At 44.7% G+C, this 15,740-nt stretch carries 11 protein-coding genes and 1 pseudogene; 4 read left to right on the top strand and 8 right to left on the bottom strand.

Translation table 11 applies throughout. The annotated features are described in order from the left end of the window. Positions 1 to 77: 77 nt before the first annotated feature. The 3 genes from R7070_RS08690 to R7070_RS08680 form a co-directional block, all read right to left on the bottom strand. Positions 78 to 776, bottom strand: a complete 699-nt coding sequence (locus R7070_RS08690) for a response regulator transcription factor (protein WP_256900733.1) — start codon at positions 774 to 776, stop codon at positions 78 to 80. Continuing rightward, complete coding sequence (locus R7070_RS08685; RefSeq protein ID WP_256900732.1) at positions 773 to 1,807, bottom strand: DUF4118 domain-containing protein; 1,035 nt, start codon at positions 1,805 to 1,807, stop codon at positions 773 to 775. The genes R7070_RS08690 and R7070_RS08685 overlap by 4 nt, the downstream gene beginning before the upstream one ends. A 259-nt stretch (positions 1,808 to 2,066) precedes the next feature. Beyond that, entirely contained in the window at positions 2,067 to 3,893 is a 1,827-nt protein-coding gene (locus R7070_RS08680; protein ID WP_256900731.1) for an ABC transporter ATP-binding protein, read from the bottom strand. A gap of 145 nt (positions 3,894 to 4,038) precedes the next feature. Here R7070_RS08680 and R7070_RS08675 point away from each other — a divergent pair. From R7070_RS08675 to fhuB, 4 genes and pseudogenes are all read left to right on the top strand, one after another. Further along, positions 4,039 to 6,141, top strand: a pseudogene (locus R7070_RS08675) (TonB-dependent siderophore receptor). Positions 6,142 to 6,192: 51 nt separating this feature from the next. Next, positions 6,193 to 6,978: an ABC transporter ATP-binding protein gene (locus R7070_RS08670; protein ID WP_256900729.1), complete on the top strand. Its 786-nt coding sequence runs from the start codon at positions 6,193 to 6,195 to the stop codon at positions 6,976 to 6,978. Then, entirely contained in the window at positions 6,969 to 7,898 is a 930-nt protein-coding gene (locus R7070_RS08665; protein WP_250654564.1) for an iron-siderophore ABC transporter substrate-binding protein, read from the top strand. Before R7070_RS08670 ends, R7070_RS08665 begins: the two co-directional genes overlap by 10 nt. Further along, complete coding sequence (gene fhuB, locus R7070_RS08660) at positions 7,895 to 9,862, top strand: Fe(3+)-hydroxamate ABC transporter permease FhuB (protein ID WP_115386784.1); 1,968 nt, start codon at positions 7,895 to 7,897, stop codon at positions 9,860 to 9,862. The genes R7070_RS08665 and fhuB overlap by 4 nt, the downstream gene beginning before the upstream one ends. 95 nt (positions 9,863 to 9,957) lie before the next feature. On the opposite strand, the gene R7070_RS08655 is transcribed toward fhuB, so the two are convergent. The 5 genes from R7070_RS08655 to R7070_RS08635 all read right to left on the bottom strand — a co-directional run bounded on the left by R7070_RS08655 (position 9,958) and on the right by R7070_RS08635 (position 15,541). After that, entirely contained in the window at positions 9,958 to 10,806 is an 849-nt protein-coding gene (locus tag R7070_RS08655; protein ID WP_005375171.1) for a mechanosensitive ion channel family protein, read from the bottom strand. A gap of 95 nt (positions 10,807 to 10,901) precedes the next feature. Beyond that, positions 10,902 to 12,242: an HlyD family type I secretion periplasmic adaptor subunit gene (locus R7070_RS08650; RefSeq protein WP_065275455.1), complete on the bottom strand. Its 1,341-nt coding sequence runs from the start codon at positions 12,240 to 12,242 to the stop codon at positions 10,902 to 10,904. Next, positions 12,217 to 13,935: a type I secretion system permease/ATPase gene (locus R7070_RS08645; protein ID WP_005375169.1), complete on the bottom strand. Its 1,719-nt coding sequence runs from the start codon at positions 13,933 to 13,935 to the stop codon at positions 12,217 to 12,219. Before R7070_RS08645 ends, R7070_RS08650 begins: the two co-directional genes overlap by 26 nt. 152 nt (positions 13,936 to 14,087) lie before the next feature. After that, positions 14,088 to 14,678 carry a calcium-binding protein gene (locus R7070_RS08640; protein WP_005375168.1) on the bottom strand — a complete coding sequence of 197 codons (591 nt, stop codon included), beginning with the start codon at positions 14,676 to 14,678 and terminating at the stop codon, positions 14,088 to 14,090. A gap of 206 nt (positions 14,679 to 14,884) precedes the next feature. Continuing rightward, on the bottom strand, positions 14,885 to 15,541 hold the full coding sequence (locus tag R7070_RS08635) for a LuxR C-terminal-related transcriptional regulator (RefSeq protein WP_031777174.1): 657 nt from the start codon (positions 15,539 to 15,541) through the stop codon (positions 14,885 to 14,887). Positions 15,542 to 15,740 lie beyond the last annotated feature (199 nt).

Genomic DNA, 15,740 nt, shown 5'->3' with positions numbered 1-15,740 from the left:
AATAGGCAACACGAATCCTGTTCGAGTGCCGATAACCAACACTAAACCTTGGCATTAACGTTGATTAAATTTGGAATTTAGTAGTGCTTGGACGTCTCAAGCACTAAACGATAACCCAGCCCTGGCTCGGTTTTTAATAGCCGCTGTTCGTCAGCACTATCGTTCAGTTTTTTGCGTAGTTGACTCACTAACACGCGTAAGTAGTGAGTGTCTTCGACATGACTTTTTCCCCAAATCACCGCTAGCAAATGAGTTTGCTCAATGAGTTTTCCCGGCTTGAGAATCAACTGTTCAATGAAAGAAAACTCTTTCTTGGTGAGTGGAATTTCCCTCTGATCCAACCAAAATTGGTGAGTACTTTTGATGATTTTGACTCGGCCAGCCACCAGCTCATCAGCGACGGTTTGCTCATCCACCAAATCTCGAACCAGCACTTTGATGCGCGCGATGAGCTCTTTTACGCCAAAAGGCTTGCTCAAGTAATCATTCGCGCCCGCTTCTAAAAGGCGGATTTTTTCCTCTTCTTGATCGCGAGCTGTCAGCACTAGCACTGGCGTTTTATACGTCTGACGAAGCGTAGTGAGAAACTCCGCCCCATCGCCGTCGGGCAAGCCTAAATCTAGCAGAATTACGTGCGGCGAATGTGCTTCGAAACACGCTTTGGCTTCTGCAATGGTACTCGCGCCAATGTAATCAAACCCTTCAGCAGACAGCGAAATTCGAATAAAGGTATGAATGCGAGGCTCATCGTCCACAACTAAAACTTTGTAACTCACGCCTGCTCTGCTCCTTGATTGAGTGGAAGTCGAATGCGGATCAGCGTCCCTTCTGATACTGGCATAGATTGAATATATCCATGGTGTGCGGTGATGATACCTTTGGCAACCGCGAGTCCCATTCCGGTGCCTGAATCGGCCGATTTGTTGTTCACACCGGAATAGAAAAGGTTGAATATTTTTTCCGCATCTTCAGCTTTGATGCCAATCCCCATGTCCCGAACATCAATCACGCACGACGAACCCTGCTTAGAAAGTGAAACCTCGACAGATTCATTCTCTGGTGAAAATCGCATGGCATTATCCAGCACATTAAAAATCGCTTGTTCGATGAGCGAACGACTTACTGACAAATAGCCAACGGCATCATCCATATTCATGGATACTTTCTCGGTGTAATTCGGCAAACGAGAAACCGCATCCCGCACAATATTCGCAATAGGCTCATCTTTTTTGGTAATTTTTAATGTGCCGTGCTGGAGCTTAGTCGCCTGTAAGAGGTTCTCTATATATTGATGCAAGCGGTGGCTTTCTGAAGTCGCACTGTCGAGCAATTCTTTGCGCTCTAAGTCATTGAGCTTGGGCATGTACTCGTTGAGTGTGGTCAGTGTTCCAATAATGGTTGCCAACGGCGTGCGTAGGTCATGGGACACCGATAGCAGGATGCTGTTTTGCAGCTTGGTTTGTTTTAATTCTCCCTGCTGGCGACGATAAAGATCCGCAAAGGTGCTGGTGATAAATGCCACCACCATAAACACGACTAAATTAAAAATGTCTTCCGGACGAAACATCTGCAAAGAGTAACGAGGCGTCGTGAAAAAGAAGTTGAAGCTCAACGCTTCGATCACCGCCGCCGCATAAGCGAATCGCGAGTTGCATTGAAACGCCACTACCACGACTGCTAACTGTAAAATCAGCAGGACTGCGGCTGTAGAGCCAAACAGTTGGTCTAACAGCCATGAGACCACAACCGCTCCAACAATCACGGTAGTAGAAAAGAGAAAGGTGTTATCTCGCCAATGAGCAAACATAAAGTACATCAACCAAAATTCGATGCAGAAACTTTAGCAAAAGCCCATTCGGAGTTCGCGTAAAAAAAGCGTAAAAAATTCAATAACGACAGACAGTTATATACATAACCATCACTAAGTTGGTCTAACTCAATGAATAATCACAAGTTAACGTTGCCCATTAACGCCACCCACTCGGTATAAACGACAAACACAAAAAAGAGGAGCATTCGCTCCTCTTTCGTTTAGTCTCATTTAGATGCAGCTGTTTGGCAGCATCTTACTCAGACAAAAAACCGCCGGTTTGATGCTTCCACAACTGAGCGTAAACACCACCCAATTGCAGCAGTTCGTGATGCGAGCCTTGCTCAATGATTTTGCCGTCATCCATTACAATCAAACGATCCATCGCGGCAATCGTTGATAAACGGTGAGCAATCGCGATCACTGTTTTTCCTTCCATCAGAACTTCAAGGTTTTCTTGAATTGCCGACTCCACTTCTGAATCAAGTGCAGACGTAGCTTCGTCCATGATCAAAATTGGCGCGTTTTTCAGCAGAACGCGAGCAATCGCCACACGTTGACGCTGACCACCAGACAGCTTCACACCGCGTTCACCCACTTCAACGTCATAGCCAACGTTACCTTGCTCGTCTCGTAGAGATTGAATGAAATCATGAGCATGTGCTTTCTCAGCAGCTGCGATAACGGCATCCATTGAAGCATCTGGATCACCGTAAAGAATGTTCTCTTTAATTGAACGATGCAGCAAAGAAGTGTCCTGCGTGATCATACCGATATGTTGACGCAGCGACTCTTGTTCGACTTGAGAAATGTCCTGTCCATCAATACAAATCTTACCGGTATTTACGTCGTAAAAACGCAGCAACAAGTTGACCAACGTGGATTTACCTGCCCCAGAGCGACCGACAATACCGACTTTTTCGCCCGGTTTGATAGTCAGGTTCAAGTTTTCAAATACCGCCTTCTCGTCACTGTAGTTAAAACCTACGTGATCAAAGCAGATCTCACCTTGCGAGATTTGCAAAGGCTTGGCATTTGGCACGTCTTTCACTTCAACATCGTTTGAAATCGTATTAATACCGTCTACTACTGTACCGATGTTTTCAAACAGTGCGCTAACTTCCCACATGATCCACTTCGACATACCTTGTACGCGCAATGCAATACTGATGGCAATCGCAATAGCACCAATTGTTACAGCGTGATCTAGCCATAGATAAACCGAAATGGCACTAATAGACATCAGCAGCAAATAGTTGATGGCATCCACACTAAACAGTAAACAAGTCACCATGCGCATTTGGCGGTAAACCGTCACCAAAAATTGCTTCATGCTGCTTTCTGCGTATTCCAACTCTCGTTGCGAGTGCGCGAATAGCTTTACGGTAGATATGTTGGTGTAAGAATCGACAATGCGCCCAGTCATTACAGAACGAGCATCCGCTTGCTCTGTCGCTACTTGTTTCATTTTAGGGATAAAGTAGAACTGGATAACCGCGTACATTCCTATCCAAATCACAATAGGTAGCATTAGCAAACCATCGGCTTCGCCCATCATCCAAAGCATCGAAAGAAAATAAACGCTGATATAAACCAGTACATCCACCAGCTTCATGACCGTTTCTCGTACCGCTAACGCACTTTGCATCACTTTGGTCGCAACTCGGCCTGCAAAGTCACGCTGGAAAAATCCAACCGCTTGTTTTAGCAAGTAACGGTGAATCAACCAACGGATAGACATCGGGTAGTTACCCAATAACGTTTGGTGCATCACCATTGAGTGGACAAAACCGAGAGCTGGCATCACAACCGCCACTAAGAACAGCATCATTAGCATGCGATCACCCTGGTCTTGCCAGAATGTTGCGCGATCTTGATTAGAGAGAATATCGACGAGCTCGCCCATATAACGCAACAGCGTCACCTCAGTAATGGCAATAAGCGCACTGAACACAGCCATAACGAGTAAAGGGGCTTCAAAGCCACGAGTGTAAAAACGACAAAAGCCAAATAGCGTCTTCGGTGGCTTTTCGGTTTCCATCTGGGGAAAGGGTTGGGTCAGTTTTTCAAACCAATTGAACATAACAATGACTTTAGGTACCGCGAATGAATTTGCGAACGTTTTACTATCTTTTGATACAAAAGTCAGTAAAATACCGAAACAAAAGCTCAAATGATAATAATTACAATTAAGCTTAGCGTTAATCATAATTATCGGGAATAGATTTATGCAAAAGAATAACTCACTGACCATCGTTATCCGCAACGCGTTGGTTTGTGCTTTAGCACCTACAGCAGTGGTTGCATTCACAGCACAAGCTCAAGAAGACGTCGTACAAGATGACGTGATTGCCATGGAGACCATAACGGTCACCGCGCAAGCACTTAAAGTAGAAACCCCGGCAGCAGAAACGCCGCGCAGCGTATCTATCATTTCTGAAGATGAACTTCGTGTTCGTGCACCGAAAAAGCTAGATGAAGCATTACGCTACACGTCTGGTGTAACCGCTCAGCCTTATGGCGCAGACAACGACACTGATTGGTTCAAAGTTCGTGGATTTGATGCAGCGACTTACCTAAACGGCAACCGCCTATTCCGCGATGGTTACTACACATGGTTGGTCGAACCTTACGGCCTAGAAAGTGTAGAAGTCGTTAAAGGTCCATCGGCTATTCTGTTTGGTGAATCGGCACCAGGCGGTATCGTGAATGCTGTTCAGAAAAAACCAACGTTTACGCCTCAAGGCTAAGTAAAAGTCGAAGTTGGCAACAACCAACACCAATCCGTAGGTTTTGACATTGCTGACGAAGCAAACGACGCAGGCACTGTGCGCTATCGTTTGGTTGGCTTGATGACAAGCCAAGATGGTGAACTGGACGGCACAAATAACGAGCGTTTCTACCTAGCGCCAAGTGTCGAGTTCGACATTTCTGACCGTACAATGCTGACCGTTTTGGCAACTTACCTTCATGATGACGGTGTACCAACTAACCCATTCTTCCCGGCAGCAGGTACTCTGATTGGTTCTAACTTTGGCAAAATCGATCCTTCGACTAACCTTGGTCAGCCAAACTACGATAAATACGAACGCACGCAGTTTTCTCTAGGTTACTTACTAGAGCACGACATCAATGACATGTGGTCACTCTCGCAAAACCTCAACTACGGTTCGAATGAGTTGTACTTGCGCAGCTCTTACGCGTTCTCAAACAACGATCCAGCGAAAGAAGAGTTAACGCAAGGCATCGTATTCCGTGACGGAAAAAACCAGAGCATCACGTTCGATAACAATGCTGTCGGCAACTGGATGACAGACAACGCAGAGCACACAGTGCTTATCGGTATGGATCTGCAATTCCACAAAACCGATGGCGACGAGCAAGACAACTATGCATTTGGCACTATCAACCCGTGGAACCCAGTTTACGGCAACTTCACCCCTCTTGATCCTGCCAACAACGTGAAACGTGAGATTGAGAAATCTCAAGCAAGTCTCTATTCACAATACCAATTGAAACTGCATGAACAGTGGATTGGTAACATAGGTGCTCGTTACGACTGGGTGAAAACAGAAAACTCTGGCAAAGGCGCTACCGTTGATCAAAGTGAATCTCGTGATGATGGTCAGCTCTCTCTAAGTGCGGGTGTGATGTACCTTGCAAACAATGGCCTGTCACCTTACGCAAACTACTCTCAGTCGTTTGAAGTGATCAGCACTATTGATGCGGCAACCAATGAACTTTACAAGCCGCTGGAAGGCGAGCAAGTAGAAGTGGGTGTAAAGTATGAGCCAAGCTTTATGGATGGCTTTATCAACCTTGCATGGTTCGACATCACGCAAAAGAACGCGTTGGTCACTAACCCATCAACATGGATTGCGACACAAACAGGTGAAGTGACATCTCAAGGTATTGAGCTAGAAAGCACGGCGCAGCTAACCGACGATCTAAAACTGATGGCAAGCTACACCTACACTAAAGCGAAAACAGATGAGAGCTTTGGCCAAGGTAAAAAACAAGCCGCACTTATTCCTGAGCACCAAGCTTCTGCATGGGTAGACTACAGCGCCTACAGCCTGATTCCAGGCCTCAATATCGGTACTGGTGTGCGCTACGTAGGTGAGTCAAAAGATAACCCTAAGAGCTCGAACCTAACGGTTCCTTCAGTCACTCTTTGGGATGCGTCAGTCACTTACGACATCACTTCACAGTGGCAAGCACAGCTAAACGTGAACAACATCCTAGATAAAGAGTTTGTTTCAGGTTGCGATTACTGGTGTTACTACGGCCAGTCTCGCTCTGTTATGCTAAACGCAAACTACCGCTGGTAATTGTACTTCTACTCCCCTCTATTGAGGGGAGCTTTCTCCTAAGAGCCATCCATGTTTCAACTGTCTAATATTGAGATCGTGCGAGGTGGACGTCAGATCCTCGGCATCGAACAACTTAACATCCCAACAAATGAGCTAACGGTCGTTTTAGGCCATAACGGTTCAGGTAAGTCGACACTGGTGAACCTGCTTTCTGGTCAAATGTCGCCAGATAAAGGTACGGTAACACTAAACGATACTTCCCTTTCATCACTTAAAACCAAAGAGTTGGCAAAACAGATCGCCTATTTGCCACAAAAGCTGCCCTCTTCAGCTGGTTTAACGGTCGAAGAGCTAGTGCGCTTAGGTCGCTTTCCGTGGCGTGGGGCACTTGGTCGTTGGAAAGCTGAAGACAAACAGATCATCACGCAGGCTATGGAACGAACAGGGGTTACACCTTTTGCTCAAGCTTTGGCGGATGACTTATCGGGCGGCGAGCGCCAACGTGCTTGGGTGTCTATGCTACTGGCTCAACAATCGCCAATTTTAATTCTCGATGAGCCAACCTCGGCGCTCGATGTTCACCATCAGTTTCAACTAATGGCGCTGCTGGCAGAACTGAATCGAACCGAGAATGTAGGCATTATCGTGATCCTGCACGATCTGAACTTAGCACTGCGCTACGCCACCCACATTGTTGCGCTCAAAAAAGGTAAGATTGCCTTTGAAGGCAACGCCGACATGTTGTTAGACGAGGCACGCCTTTCTAAACTATATGAGTCACCAATTAAGCTGATTGAACACCCAAGCCCGGCTAACACATTAGCGAGCCAAAAGGTGGCTGTTGTATGCGCATAATAGCTCGTTTACTTACTGTGGTTACACAATCTGCTTTTCTCCTCGCATTTTTTATGACCAATGCACATGCAGTCATCACCGTTACCGATGAATATGGCGAGCATAGTTTTGAGCAAGCGCCTCAACGCGTTGTAGCCTTAAACTGGGACATCTTAGAACAAGTTTTGGCGCTAAACGTAGAACCAATCGCAGCCCCAAATTTACCAGGCTACCGCCAATGGGTCGTCAATCCAACTGCACCAGAGTCAATTGAAGATATTGGAACCCGAGCAGAACCCAACTTAGAAAAAATAGCCAGTTTGAAACCAGATGTCATCCTTGCTGCATCTCCACAGCAAGACTTGATTCCGTTACTCAAACAAATTGCTCCGGTAATCTATTTACCTAATTTTTCTGAAAATGAGGCCGCAGCTGAAACGGCCATTCGTCACTTTCGTACGCTCAGCAAGCTATTCAATAAAGAGGCACTTGCTGAACAGAAACTGGCAGAATTAGATGCTTCATTTGCGCAGATGCGCCAGCGAATTCGCCACTATTACTCTGCTCCACTCAGCGTTCTTGTGATGCGATTTTCAACTCCGAATACTGTATTACTTGCAACCGAAAACTCCACCACTGACTACGTGGTTAGAAAACTGGGATTACAGGCTCCAATTAAAGAGGACCCACGAGCGTGGGGAGTAAAGCAAGATCGAATCAATCGGCTTCAGGGCCTTCAAAACAGCTACGTTCTCTACGTACAACCTTTCCCAGAAGAACGAAAACTGAAAGAGTCGCCACTTTGGCAAGCGATGCCGTTTGTGAAAAAGCAGCGGGTAAATTCAGTCAGAGCAGTGTGGGCGTATGGCGGTGCCATGTCTTTGCAATACACCGCTGAAGCGATTACCGACAGTCTAATAGAGTTGGCACCAGAACAATGAGAACGAAACATTATATTGGTTATCTGGCGCTGATTACGTTACTTAGCGTCTTTAGCCTACAAATTGATACTAATTTATCACTTTTCGAACAATGGCAATTATTAACAAAACCAGAGGTAGCAACCGAGTTTCGTGACGTATTCTTTACGCAAGCGCAACTTCCTAGGTTAAGTATGACCCTGCTTGTTGGTGCCATGCTTGGTCTCACCGGCAGCTTAATGCAGCAATTAACGCAGAATAACCTCACCTCGCCGTTGACTCTTGGCACCTCTTCTGGTGCTTGGCTTGCATTAGTCGTGGTAAACATTTGGTTCGTCGATTGGGTAGCCGATTACTCTGCATTAGCCGCAATGGTGGGGGCTTTAGTGGCGTTTGGCCTGATCGTATCAATTGCAGGCGTGCGTAATATGACAGGTTTGCCGCTGGTCGTTTCGGGGATGGTGATCAATATCTTGCTTGGTTCTATCGCCACAGCCATTATTATTTTAAATGCCCAGTTCGCACAGAATATTTTTATGTGGGGAGCCGGAGACCTTTCTCAATACAGCTGGGATTGGTTTGAGTGGTTATTGCCTCGCTGCGCTATCGCAATCGTAATTTTGATCGTCGCACCACGTATTCTGACCTTAATGAAACTAGGACAAGAAGGCGCAGCAGCCCGAGGCTTAGCGGTATTACCCGCGTTTGGTGCGTTAATGGTGATGGGTATTTGGCTGGTATCTGCCTCAATCACCGCAGTTGGCATTATCAGCTTCATCGGATTACTGACACCCAATATTGCCAGAGCGATGGGGGCAAGAACACCGCGCGACGAATTGATCAGCAGCATGCTTTTGGGCGCAATGCTACTAATCATCACAGACTCTGCCGCTATCTCGCTGAGCTTATGGTTAGAGGAAACCATTCCTAGCGGCGTAGCGGCTGCAGCTATTGGCGCTCCCGCTTTAATTTGGTTTACTCGTAAAAAGCTGACGGCAACCGATCAACTTAACCTTTCAATGAGCCAAGGAAAAACGGCGCTTTCTAAACGCGCGGTATGCAGCATTGCGCTATTCAGTCTGGTTGGGATTCTAGCTTACTCATTCGTTACCCATGGTATAAACGGAATTCAATGGTCTGTGCCAGGTGAGTTCCAATGGCAATTGCGTTGGCCGAGAATGTTAACCGCACTTTCTGTCGGTATTGCGCTATCCGTTGCCGGAATCATTTTGCAACGCATTGTTTATAACCCTCTGGCAAGTCCCGATATTCTCGGTGTGTCTTCCGGAGCCACGTTTGCCATTATTACGACAGGAGTCATCGCTGGGTCGCTTCTCTCCGCATTTAGCTGGGGTATCGCTTTTTTCGGAAGTATGTCCGTATTGATGTTATTGCTGGTTATCGGTAAACGAAGCCATTTTAATCCATCTAACTTCGTGTTGTCCGGCATCGCACTAACGGCACTATTAGAAGCCCTCGTTCAATTTTCGCTAGCTCAAGGCTCAGGTGACAGTTACAAAATTTTATTGTGGCTAACTGGTTCTATTTATCGAGTCACAGCCGACACCGCACTGATGCTATGTTTGGCCATAATAGTTCTGCTTGCCGCTGTATTCTCGATTTCTCGTTGGCTAACACTAATTTCCATCGGGCGACAATTCTCAAATGCACGAGGGCTTAACCCTACCGTAGCCAATACGCTTATGCTCACCATCGTTGCTTTGTTATGCGCCTTTTCTACCGCTACAGTTGGTCCAATATCTTTTGTTGGCTTGGTCGCTCCCCATATGGCGATGATGTTAGGAGCAAGAAAAGTGAAAGAGCAACTGTGTGTCGGTGCCTTAATTGGTGCAACCCTAATGTTGTGGGCAGATTGGCTAGGACAAATCGCTATTTATCCAAGTCAGGTCGCAGCTGGCACGTTGGTCGCTATTATAGGCAGCACTTACTTCCTATTTTTAATGCTGAAGAGTAAATTCAGCTAAGTTGGGAATATTGTTACAGCCTAAAAATACGCTAAGAAAAACAAACCCCGCTATTTTGATAGCGGGGTTTGAAATTAAAGGCGAAGTACGATGCTCTATTCTTCTCGCACTACAGGAAAACGTTGCTCATAAAGTTCCATAAAGTCCTTACGAATTAAGTGCTCTAAGTGGTTCGCTTTATCGGTTGGGCAGAAAATCATCACGTGCAGAATTTGTTCACCATTAATGTTACTAGAAATATGCATATGTGGCTCAGAACCAGGAAGGTCAACACCGGCATGTTTTTCAATCATCGCATTGTAACGATGTGCAACATCAGCAAAGTAACTGCAATGTTCTTCAATTTTATCAGTTAAAATCGGTAGCAGTGGATACAAATTGACGAAGTCTTTCACCACTACAGAAAAGTTGTGGTAAACGTACCGCTTCATGAAGTTGAGGTTCTTTACTGGATAGGTAAAGAACATACTATTAGGCAATGTCGCTGTTTTGCCGGTGTAATGATATTGCCCATGATGCAGGTCGATCTCTTGAATCACCGTCGCCATCATATTGTGCTCAATCACTTCACCGCATAACTTCCCGACCTCAATCCAGTCCCCAACGCGAAAAGAACGTGAACTTGCTCTTTGAATCGAACCCGTAAAACACAAAATGATTTCTTTGGATGCCACTACAATGGCAACGGCAATCGCCGTTACACTCAGAGCAAACTCGTTAATTTCTGATTGCCATAAAATAAATAAAATCAGTAATGTAACAGCAAAGGTGCCATTTTTAGTTCTGGACATCCAACTACGCTGATCTTCTGAGAGAAAAGCGTGATCACCACGAATCATCGATAAAATTGCACGACGAATTAACCACATAATCGCAAAGATCAGTGCGGTAAAAATCAATTTATGAGTGAGAAGAAAATCGACAACTAACTGCACTTTCTCCATTCCACGGCTCCCTCGAATAAAAATACGGCCCAGTAACAGCTAACGATAACAAATTATTTTGTCTGTTGTCCGTGCTCACTCAAGTCTTTTTGAAATTACTCCTCTCTGAAGGCGCGATTCATGCTTTCTGTAATTGGCTTTATTAGGTAGCTCAATGGCGTTCGTGGCTCAGATAAAATAAGCACTTCGGCATTCATGCCTGAGGTTAAACGATGTTTTGTCACATCTTCCGGTGAAATTGCAATTCTAGCGAGATAAAAATCTTCTTGGTTTTCTTGCGAGAGCTTATCGGCAGAAATCGTCAGCACAGTACCGTCTAAAGGTGCCAACATCCGTGCATTCAGAGCGGTCAGACGAACGTGTGCTTGCTGGCCTGGATTCACTAAATCAATATCCTGAGGATTAACACGAGCCTCGACTAACAACTTATCGTCTTGCGGGACCAGTTCTAGTAACGTTTCACCCGAGCCAATCACACCTTTTTCGGTAAACACTTGCATGTTGACTACGCGACCAGAAATAGGTGCGTTGATCGTTGTTCTTGCGACAATATCTTGAGCGGAGCGATATTCTTCCCGAATTGCGACAATTTCCGTTTTGGTATTTCGTAGTTCCTCTACAATCTCATTCAGCCTTTCAAGCTTCAACTCTTCAATTTGCGCCAAGTTCTCATCTAACCTTTTTCGCACGGTGAGCGATTGCCTGTCTAACTGGCTTAAGGTACTTCTCACCTCCGCTGCTAGGCGCTTTAGTTGAAGTAAGGTAGATTTTCCCGAGAAACCTTTTTGCACCAAGGCTTGGTTGCTGTCTATTTCTTCAGCAATAAAGTTGAGCCGTTCCGTCTCAATCACTTTGGTTTGCTGAAGGTTTTCAAGCTCTAAATTTGCTCCAGAAATACTCTGCTCAATGATACTCAGTTTACTATCAAAGAATCGCTTTCTCGCTTCAAAGATCTTGTTTTGAACCAGTTGTGCTTCTTGTACGATATCGACACGGGGAATGCTTTCAAGATCATCAGACCATACAATCGTTGGAAGCTCATCAAGCTCCGCACTTAAACGGTTTTCCTTTGCTAGAGTATGGATAAAACGACCACTTAACGAGTCCAACTTAGCCATAGCTTGACGCTTAGAAAGTTGAATTAATAACTGACCTTTTTCGACTAAATCCCCTTCCTGTACATATAGCTTTTCAATAATACCGCCTTCTAAATGCTGAATTTCTTGTCGCTTAGTGAGAACTGACAAATCACCATAAGCAATCGCTGCACTTTCTAATTTGGCTGTTGCAGCCCAGTAGCCAAGGCCTCCAAGAAAAACACTTAAGGTCACCACACCGAGTAAAATTGGTTTTCGAAAGTTTAGTCTCGCTTTGGGGCTAAAACGATATACGATCTCGGTAGAACTCTGATTAACGGTTGGCAGTTGATTGCTCATTTCTTACCCTTGGGATATCTGTTCTTTCTTCGCCCATCAAACGTTTTAATACTTCATCTTTAGCGCCGTATAACTTGACTCGGCCGTCAGCCAAATACAAGAGCCTATCCATTTGTCGTAACGTGCTCGGATTGTGAGCAATGACGATAATCGTTGTACTCTGTGCTTTTAAATGGGCAATCAAACGTTGATACGCAGCCTCTCCCTCACCGTCGAGGTTGGCATTCGCTTCATCGAAAATCACAATAGATGGGTCGCCATAAACGGCTCTTGCAAGAGCGATTCTCTGCCTTTCCCCCCCAGATAAACCGCGGCCATTTTCACCAATAATGCAATCATAGCCTTTGTTTTTCTTGAGTATTAATTCATGACATCCTGCTAGTTGCGCCGCCTTGATAACTTTAACCGGATCTTCTTCTTTAAAGCGCGCGATGTTCTCTCGAATTGTGCCAGGAAATAACTCCACCTCTTGAGCGAGATACCCAAAATGCACGCCGCGATCTTCAGATGCCCATACGGAGACTTCCATTCCATCAAGAGTCACTTTACCCGCTAATGGCTTAACCGTACCTAATAACAGCCGAGCAAACGTCGATTTACCCGTACCAGAAGGGCCAATCACCCCAACAGCAACACCCGGAGGAATCGATAAGCTGATCGATGAGAGCACTGGTTCGGTTGCTCCAGGATGGCGATAGGCCAGTCCGGTAAGCTCATAGTGTCCTTTTGGTTTAGGCAGTGGCATATCTGATTCATCTTGGCGCACGATCGCATCGATTTCTTTCAACCTTTTATAGGCGCCTTTAGCAGACATCGCGCTTCGCCACGTGCCTATCGCCTGCTCCATCGGCGATAATGCCCGACTCATTAATATGGAGCTCGCGATCATCGCCCCTGCCGTTATCTCATGTTGGATAACTAACCATGCACCACCTCCCAGTAAAAATATCTGTAATGAGCCACGCACAAACTTAGAAAAGTTAGCCATGTAGATAGACTTACCTGCAACTCGCTCTTCAAGCACATTCACTTCGCTCACGCGCGACTGCCACTTCTCTAAAAATGCATTCATCATCCCCATTGCGAGAATTGAATTGGAGTTTTGCGTGGCTAATTCTGCGTTGTTGATATGAGAAATCGCTCTGACTTCGCTCTCTTGCATTGTTTTACGCGTCATTAGCTCATTAAGTAGACCTAGGCTAAACAATACGATAGATCCAAGTAACGCGATGTGACCTAGTATCGGGTGCAATAAATACACAAATAAAATAAATAGCGGTGTCCAGGGCGCATCCAACAGTGGATAAGGTGCTTGACTGCTCAAAAAGCTTTTGATGTTCTGAATGTCTCTCAGAGTTTGCGAGGTATAACTCTTCCCAGTATGTGATTGATATTGAATCGTGCGCTTGAGCATGAAAGCGGAGAGTTTTGTGTCCATCCAATAACCAAAAGATTTACTCATTTGTGCTCGTGCAATGTCGATGATGGACATGGTTAACAGCGCAACAATTACGATGACAGTGAGCAAGAATAAAGTATCGGTTGAGTAGGAAGATATCACTCGGTTGTACACTTGAAGCATGTACAACGGAATCGAGAGAACCAATAAGTTGATAAAAAGGCTAAAAACGATCAGCAAGCCCGCAAGCGTGCATAGTTTTTGTTTCACTTCTTTGAAAACCGTTTTTTGCACGACTACTTCCGTTTAACGTGAAAATTGTAGGCGCCAGAAATACTAGCGCCTAGCTTAAGGTAACCTCAAATCGCTCTAGAGTGTCCGATTAGTGCACCTCAGCATGGCAGAGCCACGCAAACTAATTCCCATCCAGAGTTATTTTCAGTCGTTTAGATTACGAACAGATCTGCACCATAGGTGTTGATGTCAGTTTCAGTCACGCCAATAAGTTTCACTGTTAGATCAGCCCCATCGGTAAACACTGCATTCCCAACTGCATCGTAGCTAAAGCTTAAATCACCAAAGTCAGTGACAGAGTCGCTAATGATGTGCAAAGAGTCTTCACCAATGGTGAAATCAACAACTTTGGCTTCGCCATGGCCACCAAACTTATCCGTGAACACAAACTTATCGCCATTGCTGCCGCCAACTAAAACGTTGTCACCAGAACCAGCAACAAGAATATCTTCACCGACACCACCATTTAATTTATTGTCACCCAACAAACCCAACAGCAAGTCATTACCGGTACCACCGCCGAGGTAGTCGTTTCCTGTACCAGCCCTAAGGATGTCATCTCCAGCACCACCAGTTAGGCGATCGTCGCCGTCGCCGCCGATCACATAATCATTACCGCCACCGCCAACAAACGAGTCATTACCACCAAAACCGATAAACAAATCATCGCCGCCATCGAAATCAGCAAATTGGTTATTTACACCTGCATCGCCTAAATACGTGTCATTGTCACTTGCGCTCATTTTTATTCCCTCTTAGCTTATTAATTGAATAGACCTTCTGTTCCACGTCTGACTAGATTAGTCACGACATGAGAAGTCTAATAGTCAACTGAATAGGAATAAGTTTGAATATGGGATGATATTTCAGACTGACATTTTAATAATAAATATAAAATTTAGTACTTTATAGAGTATTTTCTTTTTATTACAGCAAGTTAATACTAGTACTACAGGTTTCTCTTAGCCCAACTTGTAGCTTGCGTACGGTTCTTTACTTCTAACTTTCTAAAAATATTGTATAGATGTGATTTAATAGTATGCTCGCTGATAAATAAAGAATCAGCGATTTCCATATTTGAACCACCTTCTTTCAACATTTTTAAAACCTGAACTTCACGCCGAGTAAGCTCAACCTCAATAGCAGGTTCGATAATGCTATTTACTTCTCTGCCTCGATAATAATTTACTAGCTGATCAAGTAATCTTCGAGACAGCCAATTATCCCCTTTTATTATTGCTTTTAATCCCTGACAAACCTTGTCCATTGAATCTCCTGGACCAAATATACCTTTTACATGAGGCCAAGAAGCGAGTTCTTCTGTGTCTAAGTCATAACCTAGATTAAGCATTATGGTTCCTAGCACTTTATTACTATCTTTTAAATAAACTAAAGTTTCGGAAGGAATCTCAACTGAAAAATCAACAAGCAAAAAGTAGCGTTCCGGAATGAGTTCATGATAACTAGGGTTTTTAGTATCAATGATCGTTATTTTAGTTTCTGTATTTTTAGAAAGCATTTCCTTAAAGTTTTCACTCTGTAAACTTTGTTGAGTGAGCATTAGGATTTCAGGCTTTTCCATATACTGTTCCATAATGTTTCTCATACTTTCAGTGACTTAACATTCTTAAATTAGTAGTTAATCGTCAGCACTTAGTTGGCTTTGTTGCTTAAATCGATGGAACTAAATCAAGAAGCTACGATCTGATCGGCTACACCCATTAATCGTCGTAGCCTCATGCCTAAACCTCGTTACAAAACAACTAACTGGACGCAGTACAACAAAGCCTTAATAAACCGTGGTT

This window comes from Vibrio sp. 1557, from assembly GCF_033340175.1.
GTDB classification, from domain to species: domain Bacteria; phylum Pseudomonadota; class Gammaproteobacteria; order Enterobacterales; family Vibrionaceae; genus Vibrio; species Vibrio alginolyticus.
This window is presented reverse-complemented; position numbering and strand designations above follow the sequence as displayed.